This window comes from Oceanirhabdus sp. W0125-5, assembly GCF_027938815.1.
In the GTDB taxonomy this organism is placed as follows: Bacteria; Bacillota; Clostridia; order Clostridiales; family Clostridiaceae; genus Oceanirhabdus.
The window spans coordinates 3,568,924-3,585,157 of the sequence record NZ_CP115913.1 but is presented as its reverse complement, the minus strand read 5'-3'; the positions used below and the strand labels follow the sequence as shown (position 1 = coordinate 3,585,157).

Sequence of the window (16,234 nt, the reverse complement as noted above, 5' to 3'; positions counted from 1 at the left end):
AATGGAGAATGATTGACATTTCACTCTGTGAAATTTTATTTTTATTGATCCTTGGTCAATAGGGTTTTACTTGTTTTATTTTAAATAAAACATTGTATTTAGCTATATTAATTAATTTATTTATATCAAATATTAAGGTTTACTTATTTTATCAAAATATAAAATAAGTAAACCTTGTTTGATTTAAGAATTAATAAGATATAGTTTCGGACGTTAGTCAGAAACAACCTACATTATACATTCTACATTTTCCATTATGCTTTTAGTTAGTGTCTGTATCCACAAATGCAAATTTCTCATCATGAATAGTTTTATCATGGATTTTTTTATCGCGCTTTTTGCTTTTCTTTGACATATTGCCATTAGCTGTATCTTTATCCTCAGAATCTTTTTTGAACATATCCTTAACGAAGTTAAACATATCTGGGATTGATTCTAATATCTTATCATAACCACCTTGAGATTCCATATTTAAAAGTCTTACGTTTGTATCTTTTACTACTAGAAAAGCAACTGGTTTTAGGCTGACACCTGCTCCGCTTCCTCCACCGAATGGGAAATCAGCACAACAATTTGATGTTTCAAGAGTTCCTTCTTTAGAAGATACTTTATTTTTGGTTTTATTGCCAAATTCACTACCTCCTGATAGAAATGCAAAGGAAACCTTAGAAATAGGAATTATAACTGTTCCATCAGGGGAGGTTACAGGGGTACCTACTATTGTATTTACATCTACCATATTTTTTAGTTCTTCCATTGTGTGTTTCATTAAAGTATCAATTGGATGATCCATAACATTCAACTCCTTCATTTTTCTTCTTTTTAACACGAGAATTAATAAGTATATAAAGAATTACATAGATAATATAAATTAAATTGAAGTAAATAGTGCAGTAGATCTTTATATTCATAGTTTTAATATTAAATAATGGTTTAACTTTAAAATCATATTTTTTTAAGTTAAAAAAATTATTAATTAAATTTGGTAGAATGCCTAGAAATGATGAAATTATCCCATATAATAAGGCGCAATTAAATGCATCTTCTAGTCCGTATTGAAAAGATAAATCAAATTTCATAAATGTTCTAATAAATTTAGAATCACTACGTAAAAAGGAAAAAATCAAAGATTTAATATCAAATTTCCTTTCTTTAGTTTCCCTTTTATCTTTTGTCTTTATACTTTTTTTCTTCTTTTTTGTTTTTTTTGCAGCATCTTCTTTTGTTTTAGCTTTCTCCTTACCAGTATTAAGAATTTCAAATTTATAAATACAAATAATGAGAATAGAGTTAGAATAATTCAATGATAATTTTAAAGGAATAGGAAAAAATAAAATTATAAGAAGAACAAAAAAAGTAATATAAAGATTCATTATAACTCTCCTATATGCTTTGGTAGTGTAACTTAATTTATGCTAGTATCAAAATATCAATAAGGTAATGATTTTTAGAACAGTATAAATTAATAGTACAACTACAAAACATAAACGTATTTTTCTAGATTATTCTTACCATAAATTATAACTTTATTCACATTTTTGAGAGTGAGGAGATAATTTGTTACAAAAGAAAAGGGTTACAGGATTTCTACTGTTTTTTATGTTAATTACAACTAATGCTCAAGCAATGGATACCATAACAAATAATAGAAAACTTAGAGTAAATGCCGTTAGTTTTATAGCTATGGATGCAGAGAGTGGTATGATTCTCTGTGAAAAAAATAGTAAAAAGATACTTGCAATGGCTAGTACAACAAAAATACTTACCTGTTTAATTGCTATTGAACTTTGTAAATTAGATGAAATAGTTACAGTTTCTTCAAAAGCTGCAACCACATATGGTTCAAAAGTACATCTGAAATCTGGAGAAAAAATTAAAGTAGAAGAGTTACTATATGGTTTAATGCTTAAATCTGGGAATGATGCGGCAGTAGCTTTAGCAGAGCACATTGGCGGGAATGTTGAGAACTTCAGCAAAATAATGAATGACTACGCTTTTAAACTTGGACTTCTTAGCTCTAACTTTAGATCACCCCATGGTCTTGACAAGGAAAATCATTATTCAACATCTTATGATCTAGCAAAAGCAACATCAATTGCCTTGAAAAATGAAACATTTAGAAAAATTGTAGGATGTAAATCAATAGCTGCATCTGAAAAAGATTTTAATAGATCATACGTGAATATTAATAAAATTTTGCATCGATTACCTAATGCAACTGGTGTTAAAACAGGGTATACAGGTAATGCTGGAAAATGCCTTGTAAGTTCATTTAGATACATGGACAGAGATATAGTTATTGTTACATTAAATTGTCCTAATCGTTGGAATGAAACGATTAAGATTGCAGAATATGTTAAAGCCAACTATGAAGTTAAAAAACTTTATAGTAAAGGAGATATACTAGGGGAGGTGAAAGCGGACAACAGTTGTGATAAAAGCAAGTTGATTTGTGGTAATGATATAATCATTCCAGTTAAAAAAGGAATATCACCAGATATAAATATAAAAATCCCTGAAAAGGGTTTAAAGGCCCCTCTACATAAAGGGATTAATGTAGGTAGTATTGAAATAAGTTATGATAATAATAAGTTATATGAACAACCATTAGTATTACAAAATAATATTTCGAAGCATAGTAAATTAAGGATATTCATAAAAAATAAATTTACTAAAAATGAAAAGTAATTATAACAGACGAGAGTAGTTTTCCCTCGTCTTTTTTATTGTTTTTATGCTTTTATTATTATACATAAGATTAACTGTATAAGATGTTGAAAAATTTGATGAAAGTGCTATGAAAAAAATGGGAGCACAGGGTATAATTAAGTTAAATAAAACAACAGTGCAGATTATAATAGGAACTCAGGTAGAGCAGTTATACAACGCAATATCAAAGTTCTTGTAGAATAGATTAAGGAGAGAGTATAATGAGAGCTATTACAAATGGGAGAATCATTACTGAAGAGAAAATCTTAGAAGATTATATATTATTATTCAGTGACAGAATAGAGGATATCATACCACAAGCGGATTTAAGAAAGTACCATGTTAAGGAGATTATTGATGCTAAAGGGAATTATGTATCACCTGGGCTTATGGATCTTCATATACATGGTGCTGGAGGGTTTGATACTATGGATGGTACATTTGAAGCTCTCAACACTATTTCAAAGGTTATTGCAAAAGAGGGGGTAACCTCATTTTTACCAACAACAATGACCATGGCTAAGGAAAAGATTATTACCTCAATAAATAATATAAGAGAAAATAAAAATAAAGTACAAGGGGCAAAAATATTGGGTTGCCACGTCGAAGGACCTTTTATAAGTAAAAAATATAAAGGTGCACAATGTGAGGAGTATATAATTAAGCCTGATGAGTCCTTATTAGAAGGGCTTACAGATATTATTAAGATAATAACAATAGCTCCTGAAGAGGATGTGGAGAATAGGTTTATCAAAGCAATGAAAAAGAAAGGAATAGTATTATCAGTAGGCCATTCAAATGCTACATTTGATGAAACTATTCAAGGAATAGAAGATGGTATTTCATATGCTACCCATACATTCAATGGAATGAGAGGACTTCATCATAGAGAACCTGGTGTTGTGGGAGCGGTATTTTCAAAAGATATCTATTGTGAGCTTATAGCTGATATGATTCATGTCCATAAAGGATTTTTTGAAGGATTTATCAAAATTAATGGAATGAACAAAGTGATATTAATATCAGATTCCATGAGAGCAGGATGTATGGAATGTGGCGAATATGAACTAGGAGGACAGAAGGTATTTGTAGATGAGAGCAGTGCAAGATTAGAAGATGGTACTCTTGCTGGAAGTGTATTGAAATTAAAAGATGCTGTTAAAAATATTAAGGATAATACCAGCTATGAGCTTAAAGATATTATAAAGATGGCGAGTTTGAATTGTGCTAATGTTCTTGGTTTGGAGAATGAATTAGGAAGTATTAAAAAAGGAAAACTTGCAGATATAATTTTATTTAATGAAGAGTTTCAGGTGAATCATACAATAATCCAAGGAAAAAGTGTATACAAGAGGTGATTAAATGAAAATTATAAAGGGCTACACCACTTGGTATGTATAAGTAAGTAATTAAGGATTATAAAAAAAAGTAAGTTGAATTACTTGAGTTTTTTTCATATTAAGGCATTTTTTTCTGATTTTTAGTAATAATATAAATGTGGATAAAATTAGAGGTGATAACTTATATGAGTATAAAATATAAAATTCTAATAAATAGCGTATTAACAGTTCTAATAGGTGTAGCTATTATGTTTACATTAGGAGTAATTAGCATAAAACTTGTTAATAACAGAAATGATGCTATTGTTATATATCTTTTTTTATTTGGCTGTATTGCTGTTATAACAGGAGCTTTAGCAGGTGTAATACTGAATAGAAAAATATTGTTATCCATCGATGAATTAAAGAAAATATCTCACAATATTGCAAGAAGTGAGCTGGATATTGAAGAGAAGAGTATTGAGGAAGAGATAATTGAAGAGAGCGACTTTGAGGATATTAAAGAGAGTTTAACTGAACTTTCAAATGAAATAAATAAAGATGGTAAATGTGAAAATAAAAACCTTGTTTTAAATACTGTTGACCTTAATAAAATCTTATATGAAATTGGTGATATGTTTAAAAAGAGAAGTAGTGAAAAGAATATAAAGGTTCAATTTGAACTATGTGAAAATCCATTATACATAAAGGTAGATTCAGATACAATTAAACAGGTTCTAATGAATATTTATCATAATGCTGTGAAATATTCTCTTAAGGATGGAATTATAAATATTGGGATTAAGGAAAGTTCTTCTGAGAAAATTGAGATTTATATAAAAGACAATGGTGTTGGAATAAATGAAAAAGAACTGCCTAATATATTTGAAGATAAACACTTGTGTGAAGAATGTTATGATCTTGGATTAGGATTGCCATATGCTAAGAAAATTATGAAAGCACATGGAGGAGATATTTTTATCAATAGTGTTGAAGGTGAAGGAACAGAGGTAATATTGCAATTTAAAAAAAATTTAGAAATGAAAAAACATGCAGAAGATGTAATTAATGATTGTGAGAATGATAATTCTATAGAAGGAAATAATATTAATGATGATTTAATAGAAGATAATGATATCTAATTACAGCAGTAAATAAATGTGTAATTAGGAAGGAGACAATATGAAGAATAAGAAAGAATCAGGAACTTTGGAAAATAATTTAAGTAATAATGCTATGATGATGGACCATGTCCTTGGAAGTTCAGCAAATCCTTTTAAAGAAAGACAGAGAAAAAGAAAAGGGCTAACATCTGAAAATCAGAAAAATAATATGGAGTGATATAACTATTACTTAAAATGAAAAATGAACTAAAATTATAAAAGCACCCGTAAGGGTGCTTTTATGTGAATTAGAGGAGAACGATGAAATTTATAGTACTCTTAAATGAGGGTTTAGAACACTGATGTCCTAACCTCTAATCCACATGAAGGAATAAATATATATAAGATAGTGAGATTAACACCATCCTAATAACTTAAGGATTAATTTCAGGGAATTGAAATAATACATGTTTATCTTCATTATCATTTGAAGATAGAACATAGCTGATTAAATTGCCATCATTCTCAGGATTAGATTCAACTTCAAGGGTTATCTTGTCATAGATTATTTTTTCTACCCCATCTGTTTCATTACCCATTCTTGATTTATCAACTTTAAGTATTATTATAAAACCATCATACTCAAGATCCATCAATACAGGAATCCCCTTATCATTAAAAAAGGCTATTCTAATATAGTCTTTTATCCCCATTTGAGTATGAGTCATGAAGTTATTGACTTCGTCAAGGTTATAAATCAATTCACTTGGGTGAATTACAACATTTCCAGAGCCTTTAGCTAATTCATAAGTGTAGTCTAAGGGAAGAACATTAAGTGGTAATAAATTATTCTTGTAAGTACTTAAATCTTCCTCTAGTGATTTATCAACATGGCCATTCATAGTGTAATCTGGGAATGCCATGCTTACATCAGTTGTAAGTATATTTTTCATAATTCCTTGTTCCTGATTACTTGATTTAACTTCATATCCTGAAACAGTAATTTCTTTAGAAATACATGAGGTTGCAGAGAAGAGAGTGGCAATAAGCATAAACGTAACAAGTATTCTTTTCACTTCATCACCTCTTTCTATAGTATATACGTAGTAAATTGATATTTAGTTGAGGTTTTTTGTATAGTAATTTATGGAATTTAAGTTTTTGAGTTAAAAAATAAAAATGACTTAATAAAAATATATGAATATACAATAGAATTTAAGGAGAATATTTTACAATATTAGACTAAAAGCAACATGTATTAAATAGCTGATAAATACAATGTTTTAGGGTGATGTGTCGATAAAAGATACCTTTAAAAGTAGTAGATTTAAAAATAATGTAAAAAGAAAATAGTTTAAGAAATATTGACAGTAAAAAGATATAATTTTATACTTTTATATGTAAATAGTTACAAAAAATACTAAATGTAAAGAAGTAATATTACGAGGAGGGGGAATATGACAGCAATCTTATTAAAGAAAGATGATGTTTTTCATGTTATGGACCCGTACTATGGCGGACTATGGGAATTTGATAAGGCTGGGGTTAAAGAGTTTTTAAAGTTTATTGAAATATATAAGAATGAAAAAGTATCAATTGAGCGTTTGAAGGAGAGGTATTCAAATATTATATCTGAAGAAATAATAGATTTTACAATAAAAGAAAAAATACCCATGGAAACAACATATTTTCCGAGAGTGATATTAGAAAATATTGATAAAGCAGAAAATGGAATAATAGTTCCTCCTGAAGTGATTCTTGAAGTAAATAGAAAGTGTAATTATAGATGTCCTTGGTGTTACATTCCTTCAATGGAAGAACAAGAAGAAACATTAACTATAAAAGAAATTGAAGAACAGATCATAATTCCTTTTGTAAAAAAAGGGGCTAAATGTTGGACTTTAACTGGGGGAGAGCCTTCTGTGACATTTGAGAGGACACTTGAAATTGTTAAGATGATAAATGAGTATACTAAGGAAATGCACTGTGAAGAGGCTGATATTAGTATACTGACTAATGGTTATAAGTTTGCGGAGTATGCAGAAGCGTATTATAAAGCTGGTGTTAGTAAAGTACAATTTCAACTTTCATCTCCATATGAGGAGGAGGAAATAAAACTAAGAAATCCTAGAGGGGGAATCAATTCCTTTGAACATGTTATAGAAGGGGTAAAGAAAGGAAATGAACTTGGATATTACACTTCGATCAACATGGTGGTATCTCCTGAAAAAAATATAGATGGTATAAAAGATATGATAATTTTATCAGATAAGATAAAAGTGGACATGCTTAGAATTACTCCAGTTGTAATGGCTGGTATGGCTAAGGAAAATGGAATATGCTTAGATATTGAAAACTATACAAAGATAAGAAATAACACGAAAGAAGGTAGAGAACTGTTAAAGGAGGATTCCACATTAGGAATATATCTTCCTCATTTTGATCTTGAAAATGATAGACCTATGAGATGTGGACTAGGGTATATAGATTTTTATATAGATTATAAAGGAGTAGTATTTCCATGCAATAATCTTATAGACGACCAATTGAGATGTGACCCTGGTACAATTAAAGAATTTACAGGTCCTGAAATATGGTTTGATTCAAAAATGCTAAACAGATTTAGAGATTATCTAAACACAAATATTGGTGAAGAATGTGGAGCATGCGAATATAGAGGAATGTGTGTTGGGAATTGTATTGCACGCTGCTGGCAAAGATACGGGAAATTTGATCTTCTTGAGATGCCTGAAAAGTGCTTTAAGACAATATAAGGGGGGATATCAATGAGTATAGCTATTTATAAGGTAAATAATGACCTGTATCACATTGTTGATCCTTATTACGGGGGAATATGGGAAGCAGAGGAAAGCAGTATTAAGATTTTCTTAAGAGTATTAGAAGAGATGAAAAAACAAAATGTAAAAGACTTAAAAAAGTTAAATATAAGTGAAGGCATGCTGTTGGAATTTCATAAGGAACTTTGGCTTGAGATGATTGACTTCATAAAAGAAAATGGAATTTCAATATTTACTCAATTTGATCCAAGGAGGATATATGATAACCTTGATTCTTATGGGAAAGGAATAATAACCACTCCTATGACTATTATTGAGATCAACAGAGTGTGTAATTACAATTGTCCTTGGTGTTATCTTGATAATATGATACAAGATGAAGATGTATTATCTATTGAGCAGATGGAAGAGCGGATTGTAGATCCATTGCTTAAAGCTGGAGCTAACTATTGGGCAATAACAGGAGGAGAGCCATCAGTTACACTTGATAGAACATTGGAGTTTATTAAGAGAATTAAAGATAAGACAATAAAAGAGTTTGGATATACACCATATATACTACTGTTTACAAATGGTCATAAATTAAAAGAATATGCTGAATTGTATAAGGAAGCTGGTGTAACGATAGTGCAGGTTAGTTTATCTTCACCTGATGAAGCACAGGAAGTTGGGCTTAGACGTCCTCCTAAAGGAATAAATTCTTATAAAGAAGCTGTTGAAGGAATAAAGAAGTGTAAGGAACTTGGACTAGAGGTAATTCTAAATTCTGTTATTACCTCGGATGTAGGATATGGTTCTAATGTAGATAATATACCCAAGATATATAAATTAGCTAAGGAATTGAAGGTTGATACTCTTGATATAAATCTGGCATGCCCTTCAGGACAAGCAAAGAAAAACAATATTGTGTTCTCAAAAGAAGAGTATCTTAAGATAAAAAAGTATGTTCAAGATAATAAATTTAAAGAAGATGAAAAGATTAATGAGGATCTGCCTGTTGATGAACTTGAAGATCATAGAGATATAAGATGTGGTGTAGGTATGCTGGAATTTTATGTGGATTATAAAGGATATACTTATCCATGTAATAACTTGATTCATGAAGATATGCTGTGTACACCAAGAACAATACTAGAAGAAAACATTATAGATATTTGGTTCACTTCAGAAAAACTATCAGTATTTAGAGAATATGAAGATAACAATATAAATGAAGAATGTGGAAGTTGTGAATACAGAGGTTTCTGCATAGGGAGCTGCTTTGCAAGAGGGTGGCATCAATATGGAATGTTAAAGATGGATAAGAAGCCAGAAAAGTGTTATAAGGATGTTTATGAGGTTTAATTGGTAGAAGTTAATAAAAGGGGTTTACAGATAAACACTTAACCCACCTTATTATACAGAATCAATGAAATATATTAAAATTAGAGCTGTTTAAAATTGGGTTAAGTGGAATATCTTTAAATATATCTAAAAAAAGTGGGGGGAAAAAGATGAGTAAATTAAAAGATAAAGTTGAAGGAAAAGAAAAGTCAATAATGAAAACTTTGAAAAAACAAAGTAATAAGAAATCTGTTGTATCTTGCAAAGCAGTAGGACCTCATAATGAACCTGGAGTATGGCCATAATAATGAGAAGTGCTTCAGGGAAACCTGAAGCTTTTCCTACAAAATACTAATATGTGAGAAATTTACTCATATTACATGTAATTGAGGTGCAGAATGAGTATATTTAATTATAAAAATAAAAGCTTTTTGAAGAATAAAAGATTTAGAAACTTCCTAATAGGTTCTAGTGTATCTTGGTTAGGAAGCAGTATGGATAATATGATATTCACCTTGATCGCTATCGATATTACAGGGTCACCTGCTTCAGTTGGGGTTATGCTTATGGTATTATCACTTCCAAATTTCTTATTTTCATTATTTGGTGGAACCTTTGCTGATATGTTTGATAAAAAGAAGATTATAGTTTGGACAAATTACATTAGATGTGTATTAATTGGGATAATCTTAGTATTGTTTGTTTTTAATAAATTGAATTTCTTTTTATTGTGTGCAGTACTATTTATTGTTGAGAGCTTATCTAATTTTTGTGGGCCTGCAACAGCGGCAACAATACCAAGGTTGCTAACAAAACAAGAGTATTTTAAAGCAAGGTCTTTTTCAGGTGGAATACTTCAAGGGATAAGTATGATTGGTCCCTCAATAAGCACGGTTCTTGTGGCACTAACTGGATATTGGGTTCCTCTTACTGTAGATAGTTTAAGTTATCTATTTGCAGGAAAGATGGTTAGCGTTACTGATATGAGTGATATTCAAGAAAAAAGTACGGCGAAAAGAGGGATAAAAGAAGTAGTACATAACACAGTGGATGGTTTTAGGTATATTAAATCTAATAAATTTTTAGTAAAGTTAGTTATTATAATATTATTAATGAATTTAGTTCTTGGTCTTTTTGATGTTCCACTGCCTTTTATGATGAAAGAAAATTTTAATTTGGATAAAACATATTATGCATATCTTAAAACAATTTTTGCTGGTGCTGGATTATTAAGTACTATCTTTCTAACAAAGTATGAGGTTAAAAAACCAGGTAAAACTATAATATTATTTATGTTCATAATGGGAGGGGCATTGATACTATTTGGATTATCAAAGAATTACTACCTTGCTTGTGTACTATCAGCAATATCAGCATTTTTTAGGACATGCATTGCAATAACTTTATGGTCATTTATTAGTATTATATCAGATGATAAATATAGAGGAAGAGTCGTTGCAACTATTGGTATGGTTATCACTTCTGTTGTTCCATTGTCAAATGGGGTGTCAGGTATATTAGTTGAGAGATTTCCAGCTGGTATGATCTTCACATTTGGTGGTGTGGTTTTTATCATTATAAGTTTGATATATTGTTTTGATTCATATGTAATGAACTATACTATTTCAGAAGAAGCAAATGCTGTGGGAGCATGATAATAAGATAAAATCACTTTGAGAATCACAAAAGGCTGTAAAGAGAAATCTTACAGCTTTTGTGATATTCTTTTTTAATGCATAATTTAAAAATAATATCTATATATCTTTACCCATCATTGCCATGCTATCCCATTCTGAAAAATTGTTTTTAAGATAGAACTTGCTTGTTTTGTTTCCTTTTGAAGTAAATAAAATAATTGTAGTTACACCAATGGTTCTTAAATGTTCTTCTAATTGATTTAACAATTTACTTCCTATTCCTTTTCCTTGTAACTCATTATCAATAAACATCTCTCGTAAATTGTAATGAATTCCATCAAAAAACTGTTCATAATTACCGAAAATCGCCCCTTTTATTTCTCCATCTTCCATATATAAAGTACCTTCAAAATTTGGAGCAATATAAATATCATTCAGTCTTTTATAAGCAGTGTCTAAAGTCCATTTATCATTCCAAGGTTCAGCATTAAATACTCGCATATAAAGTTCAGAGCATTTTGATATATGTTCATTTTTTATACTAATAATATTACTCATAAATAGTCCTCCTTTAATTTCTGTTCATTTATTGAGAAATACAATGTGATTTCCACATATACCCATACTTAACATTATACACTGTTTTTCTATAAACGCACTTGTAAAATTTAATAGAATTGATTATTGTTTTACATTCAAATAATTTTCCAATCAAAGTTTTAGTGATTACAAACGATAATTTATTATAGTTTTTTAACAAAAGAGAATTTATAAAAGAGAGGGAAAGAGAATGAGAATACTTAAAAATCTGTTTTTAGTGATGGTTTCATTTTTTTTAATTGCTAGCTTATTTATTTTGCAAGTAAATGTTGGTATCAGAGAAACCTTAACATCACAAAAGTATTTAGAGGATAATGCTTATAATACTAAACTCGAAGGAAAAATCAGTGAATTTTTAGTTGCAAAGATTGATTCTTTAACTTATGAGGATTTTATAGAAGAGGATAAGAAAGATTTATCTCCTCAGGAGATAGCAAATGGAGAAAAATTAGTTCAAAGCTTAAAGGATTTAATAAGAAATAATATAGATATGAATTGGATTGGGAAAGAGATAAGTCATCTAATAACAGGTGCACATGGATTTATAGTTAATGACGAAGAAGAACTTCCTATATTAGATATTAGTCCCGTGAAAGAAATTATTCCAAGTATTGCTTCAGAACCAATGATTGCTGTAGAAACAGTGAAAGAAAAATTAAAGATAGATCAAATCAATATAAACTTAGACTTGAATGTAATAATGGATAAAATATTTTTAGAGAATGATAATCCTGTTAAAGAAGTACGAAATTTAATTACATGGTATAAGGAGAGTTTTCTATATATAAATATTGTGGTTGTAGTATTATTACTATCAATTATTTTGATTACATCAGGGAAAATCAAAGGCTTCTTTTTATGGACATCTGTATCAACTATAATATCAGGTATATTAGGTGTATTATTGATTTTTGTTGGAAAGGACAAGCTTTTGAGTGCTGTGGTAAGTGAGATAAATGAGGAAATAATTCTATTTAAAGAATTTATTATGGAATTCATAAGTGGAGTATTTAATAAAGTTTTCTACATAGGAGCAGCGTTTATAGTATTTGGTATTCTTATATTTATAATAAGTTTGATCTTTGGTAGAAAGAAAAATAATAAAAAAGAGTCAGTAAAAAAGAGTGAAAAAAATATTTTCGTTAAAATAGCAAGAGTAACTGCTGTAATTGTTTGTTCTTTAGGAATAGTGATTACTATTACTAATGGAGTAAATGAGTGTATTTCTAGAGTGGAAAAGGTACAAGATGCATTTGATAATACTTCAGCGAATTTTAATAATGTAGATATTATAAAGATAATTAGTGAAAGTCAAAACATTCAATTTTTAAATGAGTTCACAAAGAAGTAATGAGTACTTACTGAACGATTAATATGAAACGTATAAATTATTGTAAAATTTAGCAATGTTTATGGTATTATATAGGAGAGGAGGGGATGATATGAAGGTATTCATTAGTGCTGATATTGAAGGTATAACTGGTGTAACTCATTGGAATGAGACAAGTAAAACAAATCAAGAGGGCGTTTCATTTGTTGAACAGATGACAAGCGAAGTTAAAGCTGCTTGTGAAGGGGCTATTAAAGCAGGTGCAAAGGAAATATGGATTAAAGATGCTCACGGCAGTGGTAGAAATATAGATTCTAGTAAATTACCTGAAAACATAAAGATTGTTAGAGGGTGGTCAAGAGATCCATATTCTATGGTTCAAGGAATTAATGAATCATTTGATGCTGCAATGTTCATAGGATATCATTCTGCAGCTGGAAGCGGTGGAAATCCATTATCACATACAATGAGGGGATCAGTTATATATGAGATGAGGATAAATGGGGAGAGAGTTTCAGAATTCACGTTGTATTCTTATGCTTGTCAATATCATGGAGTTCCATCTGTTTTTATAAGTGGCGATAAGAAGATTACAGAGGACGCAAAAGGTATAAATAAGAATATTGAAACAGTGGCTGTAATGGAGGGAGTAGGAAACTCTACAGTTAGTATTCATCCAGATGTTTCCGTGAAAAAAATTGAGGAGGAAGTTACAAAAGCATTAAACAAAGATATAAGTAAATGTAATATAGAACTTCCAGAGGAATTTGTACTGGAAATACAGTATGTTCATCACTACGATGCTTATACATATTCTTTTTATCCTGGAGCAGAGCTTGTAGATGAGTGTACAGTAAGATTCACTTCAAAAGATTATTATGAAATCATAAGAGCTGTTTTATTTATGAAATAATTCTAAGCTTTAAAAAATGATAATATAATTAAATAAATAAAGTAAAAAGTGGTCAGATGGAATAAACTGATCACTTTTCTTTGTTAAATAATAGTTAATAATTACAGAAAGGTAACAATTATTTTCTTTTCTATGTCACAAAATACAAGCTATTTAAATATTTTAATAGTGGAGAAAGATATAAGGAGATATTGATGGGCTACCAGGTATATAAGTGTATTGATGCAGGAACGGAATTCTGACCTTATGTAACTAAAGTGCGTCATTTTGGATAAGGTTGGTAAAAGGGGTGCTATTTTTTTTTGCACCCCCAGTAGGTTACTTCAACGTTACATGTATCTCCATCCCAAGTTATCTTTTCTACAACTGACTTGAGAAGCTGTTTCCTGTCTTCAATCTCAGGAAGACAATCAATAGTGGAGTCGAAATGATCAAGAGCTTTATACATTGCATCTATATTAATCTTAATTTTATCTATATCCTTGGATTTCGATACTTCTTCTTTAAGAGTTTCTTTTAAACTTTGAATTTCCTTGTTGAGTTTATTCATTTCTTCCAAGATATAGTTTGATATATCATCTTCAGCAAGTGAGAGTTTTTTTACTAAATTACTCATTGACTTTTCTTTTGATGAGATGGTCTGCTCTAGAGAAGAAATTTCCTTTTCATTTGATGAGTTATTTAGATCTTTTAGTAGAGGTTTAAAGTTTTCATTCTTTAATTTTAAGTTATAATTTTTTATTTCATCAATCACTGCCTTTTGAATTTGATCTACCCTAACATTTTTATTATCGCATCGAGCTTTATTAGATTTGATTTTTAAAGAACATACATAATAGTTAATTCTTTCTCCTGTTTTTGCAGAAGGCCTACCATGATTAATTATCATTACAGATCCACATTTTGCACATCGTAAAGTACCAGATAACATAGTAGCTGACTTTGATACAAATCTAGGTGCTTTAGATTTATTACCTTCAATAATATTTTGAACATTAATCCAATCATCTGATGATATTATTCCTTTATGTTTAGAAATGGCAAAGATCCACTCTGTCATATTACGTTGTATTCGAAGTTTCTTTGTTTTATTATAAGTTATAATTCCATTTCCATTTGGTGTTCCATGTACAGTAATGCCAAGATTCTTATAATAATTAATTATATTTTCATCTGATTTAACGAAGAGTGGATTTGTCAGTAATCGAGTGAGTTTGCTGTTATTCCAATAACTACCTTGCTTTGATCTAAGGTTCTTCTGAGTAAGGATTGTACAGACTTTAGAAAGTGATTTATGTTTGAGATAAAGAACAAATATGGTTTTAGCTAATTGGATTTCCGATTCATTGTGAGCTAGTATCATCATTGATCTTTCCTTTAGTTCTTCATCCCTATAAGTGAGTTTCTCACTATCAAATCCAAAAGGAGGGAGTCCACCAAGCCATCTACCAGTTTTGGCAAGAGTGATTGCATTATCTCTAACCCTTTCAGCAATCGTTTCTCTTTCAAGCTGAGCAAATACTGAAGCAATGTACATCATGGCTCTTCCCATTGGTGTTGATGTATCAAATTGTTCTCTAATGGATACGAAACTAATATCATAATCTTCAAGAGTATCTATTATAGAAGAGAAGTCTGCTATATTTCTACTAATACGGTCTAACCTATAGCAAATAAGCACCTGGAATTTCTTCTCCTTAGCATCTTTCATAAGGTTTTGAAACTGAGGTCTATTTGTATTCCCACCTGAAAAACCTTCATCTTCATATATTAGGAATTCATCTATATCTAAATACTTATTGCAGTATTCTTTACATAGTTCTATCTGATTTTCTATTGATTCACCTTTACCGGTGAATATTGATTTTCTTGAGTATATAGCTGCTTTCATATTATCACCCCTTATTAAGTTTTATTTACAAGCTGTTTAAAGTAGAACCCAGTAGTAGTTGTAAAGTTCATTTTTGTGTATGTTTCAATTCTATATCAAAATATTCATTAAAAGGGGAGGAAACTTTTTCCCTCGTCTGAATACAAAGAGGTTTTTTATTCCATAGTTTATGGGAGTTTTTATTTACAGTTTGAATGCTAGATAATAATAGGATCATTTTATTAGAATTCATAGGATAAAGCCTCCTTATTGAAGAAGTAATAAATCTTCAATAATTAAATAAGTTTCATTAATAAATAATAATAAATTTTTAGTATATTGAAATTATTACATAAGAAGTAGGTATGTGGAAGTGTCTATATATAGACTAGTTTAGTTTATAATGTATTAGTAAACAATAAATATTAATAAAGGGTAAAATTTAACTTGTTGGTATAATTTATGCAGGAAATTGTTTTTTGTTGTAGAAATAATAGTTTAGTAGAAATATTATTAGTAGTATATCAAATGTTATCAAAATTAAGAATAAGTGAATTAAACCTTTGAGTTGTATAGCAACAAATATAATAGATATTAATAGTGTAATTATGTCTATAATGGGAAGTTAAGTA

15 protein-coding genes are annotated in these 16,234 nt (G+C 29.5%); 10 read left to right on the top strand and 5 right to left on the bottom strand.

Annotated elements, in window-relative coordinates; all coding sequences use genetic code 11:
- Positions 1-262: 262 nt before the first annotated feature.
- Complete coding sequence (ytfJ, locus tag OW730_RS16590) at positions 263-793, bottom strand: GerW family sporulation protein (RefSeq protein WP_271225168.1); 531 nt, start codon at positions 791-793, stop codon at positions 263-265.
- A complete protein-coding gene (locus tag OW730_RS16585; protein WP_271225167.1) occupies positions 777-1,373 on the bottom strand; it encodes a DUF2953 domain-containing protein in 597 nt (198 codons plus the stop codon). The genes ytfJ and OW730_RS16585 overlap by 17 nt, the downstream gene beginning before the upstream one ends.
- 184 nt (positions 1,374-1,557) lie before the next feature.
- On the opposite strand from OW730_RS16585, the gene OW730_RS16580 reads away from it, so the two are divergent.
- From OW730_RS16580 to OW730_RS16565, 4 genes are all read left to right on the top strand, one after another.
- Positions 1,558-2,688, top strand: a complete 1,131-nt coding sequence (locus OW730_RS16580; protein ID WP_271225166.1) for a D-alanyl-D-alanine carboxypeptidase family protein — start codon at positions 1,558-1,560, stop codon at positions 2,686-2,688.
- Between the two features lie 242 nt (positions 2,689-2,930).
- Complete coding sequence (gene nagA, locus OW730_RS16575; RefSeq protein ID WP_271225165.1) at positions 2,931-4,067, top strand: N-acetylglucosamine-6-phosphate deacetylase; 1,137 nt, start codon at positions 2,931-2,933, stop codon at positions 4,065-4,067.
- A gap of 167 nt (positions 4,068-4,234) precedes the next feature.
- Positions 4,235-5,170, top strand: a complete 936-nt coding sequence (locus tag OW730_RS16570) for a sensor histidine kinase (RefSeq protein ID WP_271225164.1) — start codon at positions 4,235-4,237, stop codon at positions 5,168-5,170.
- 40 nt (positions 5,171-5,210) lie between these two features.
- Positions 5,211-5,369, top strand: coding sequence for a hypothetical protein (locus tag OW730_RS16565; RefSeq protein WP_271225163.1), 159 nt, complete (start codon positions 5,211-5,213; stop codon positions 5,367-5,369).
- A gap of 196 nt (positions 5,370-5,565) precedes the next feature.
- Here the strand turns inward: OW730_RS16565 and OW730_RS16560 are convergent, their stop codons facing one another.
- On the bottom strand, positions 5,566-6,207 hold the full coding sequence (locus tag OW730_RS16560; RefSeq protein ID WP_271225162.1) for a DUF4362 domain-containing protein: 642 nt from the start codon (positions 6,205-6,207) through the stop codon (positions 5,566-5,568).
- Positions 6,208-6,588: 381 nt separating this feature from the next.
- On the opposite strand from OW730_RS16560, the gene OW730_RS16555 reads away from it, so the two are divergent.
- The 4 genes from OW730_RS16555 (at position 6,589) to OW730_RS16540 (ending at position 10,907) form a co-directional block, all read left to right on the top strand.
- Complete coding sequence (locus tag OW730_RS16555; RefSeq protein WP_271225161.1) at positions 6,589-7,905, top strand: radical SAM/SPASM domain-containing protein; 1,317 nt, start codon at positions 6,589-6,591, stop codon at positions 7,903-7,905.
- A 12-nt stretch (positions 7,906-7,917) separates the two neighbouring features.
- The gene (locus tag OW730_RS16550) at positions 7,918-9,273 is read left to right on the top strand and encodes a radical SAM/SPASM domain-containing protein (RefSeq protein ID WP_271225160.1); all 1,356 of its coding nucleotides are present in this window, start codon (positions 7,918-7,920) and stop codon (positions 9,271-9,273) included.
- A 149-nt stretch (positions 9,274-9,422) separates the two neighbouring features.
- Positions 9,423-9,557 (top strand): hypothetical protein, encoded by a 135-nt coding sequence (locus tag OW730_RS16545; protein ID WP_271225159.1) that lies wholly within the window; start codon positions 9,423-9,425, stop codon positions 9,555-9,557.
- Between the two features lie 93 nt (positions 9,558-9,650).
- On the top strand, positions 9,651-10,907 hold the full coding sequence (locus OW730_RS16540) for an MFS transporter (protein WP_271225158.1): 1,257 nt from the start codon (positions 9,651-9,653) through the stop codon (positions 10,905-10,907).
- A gap of 99 nt (positions 10,908-11,006) precedes the next feature.
- On the opposite strand, the gene OW730_RS16535 is transcribed toward OW730_RS16540, so the two are convergent.
- The gene (locus tag OW730_RS16535; protein WP_271225157.1) at positions 11,007-11,447 is read right to left on the bottom strand and encodes a GNAT family N-acetyltransferase; all 441 of its coding nucleotides are present in this window, start codon (positions 11,445-11,447) and stop codon (positions 11,007-11,009) included.
- A gap of 232 nt (positions 11,448-11,679) precedes the next feature.
- Here OW730_RS16535 and OW730_RS16530 point away from each other — a divergent pair, with 232 nt between their 5' ends.
- Together OW730_RS16530 and OW730_RS16525 are read left to right on the top strand one after the other, a co-directional pair.
- Positions 11,680-12,840, top strand: a complete 1,161-nt coding sequence (locus OW730_RS16530; protein WP_271225156.1) for a hypothetical protein — start codon at positions 11,680-11,682, stop codon at positions 12,838-12,840.
- A gap of 91 nt (positions 12,841-12,931) precedes the next feature.
- A complete protein-coding gene (locus tag OW730_RS16525) occupies positions 12,932-13,732 on the top strand; it encodes a M55 family metallopeptidase (protein ID WP_271225155.1) in 801 nt (266 codons plus the stop codon).
- Positions 13,733-14,024: 292 nt separating this feature from the next.
- Here the strand turns inward: OW730_RS16525 and OW730_RS16520 are convergent, their stop codons facing one another.
- On the bottom strand, positions 14,025-15,623 hold the full coding sequence (locus OW730_RS16520) for a recombinase family protein (protein WP_271225154.1): 1,599 nt from the start codon (positions 15,621-15,623) through the stop codon (positions 14,025-14,027).
- Positions 15,624-16,234 lie beyond the last annotated feature (611 nt).

Coding starts and splice junctions, on each gene's coding strand:
- ytfJ (WP_271225168.1), bottom strand. CDS start 793: ATGGATCATCCAATTGATACTTTAATGAAACACACAATGGAAGAACTA.
- OW730_RS16535 (WP_271225157.1), bottom strand. CDS start 11,447: ATGAGTAATATTATTAGTATAAAAAATGAACATATATCAAAATGCTCT.
- OW730_RS16555 (WP_271225161.1), top strand. CDS start 6,589: ATGACAGCAATCTTATTAAAGAAAGATGATGTTTTTCATGTTATGGAC.
- OW730_RS16565 (WP_271225163.1), top strand. CDS start 5,211: ATGAAGAATAAGAAAGAATCAGGAACTTTGGAAAATAATTTAAGTAAT.
- OW730_RS16540 (WP_271225158.1), top strand. CDS start 9,651: ATGAGTATATTTAATTATAAAAATAAAAGCTTTTTGAAGAATAAAAGA.
- nagA (WP_271225165.1), top strand. CDS start 2,931: ATGAGAGCTATTACAAATGGGAGAATCATTACTGAAGAGAAAATCTTA.
- OW730_RS16585 (WP_271225167.1), bottom strand. CDS start 1,373: ATGAATCTTTATATTACTTTTTTTGTTCTTCTTATAATTTTATTTTTT.
- OW730_RS16570 (WP_271225164.1), top strand. CDS start 4,235: ATGAGTATAAAATATAAAATTCTAATAAATAGCGTATTAACAGTTCTA.
- OW730_RS16520 (WP_271225154.1), bottom strand. CDS start 15,623: ATGAAAGCAGCTATATACTCAAGAAAATCAATATTCACCGGTAAAGGT.
- OW730_RS16525 (WP_271225155.1), top strand. CDS start 12,932: ATGAAGGTATTCATTAGTGCTGATATTGAAGGTATAACTGGTGTAACT.
- OW730_RS16530 (WP_271225156.1), top strand. CDS start 11,680: ATGAGAATACTTAAAAATCTGTTTTTAGTGATGGTTTCATTTTTTTTA.
- OW730_RS16550 (WP_271225160.1), top strand. CDS start 7,918: ATGAGTATAGCTATTTATAAGGTAAATAATGACCTGTATCACATTGTT.
- OW730_RS16545 (WP_271225159.1), top strand. CDS start 9,423: ATGAGTAAATTAAAAGATAAAGTTGAAGGAAAAGAAAAGTCAATAATG.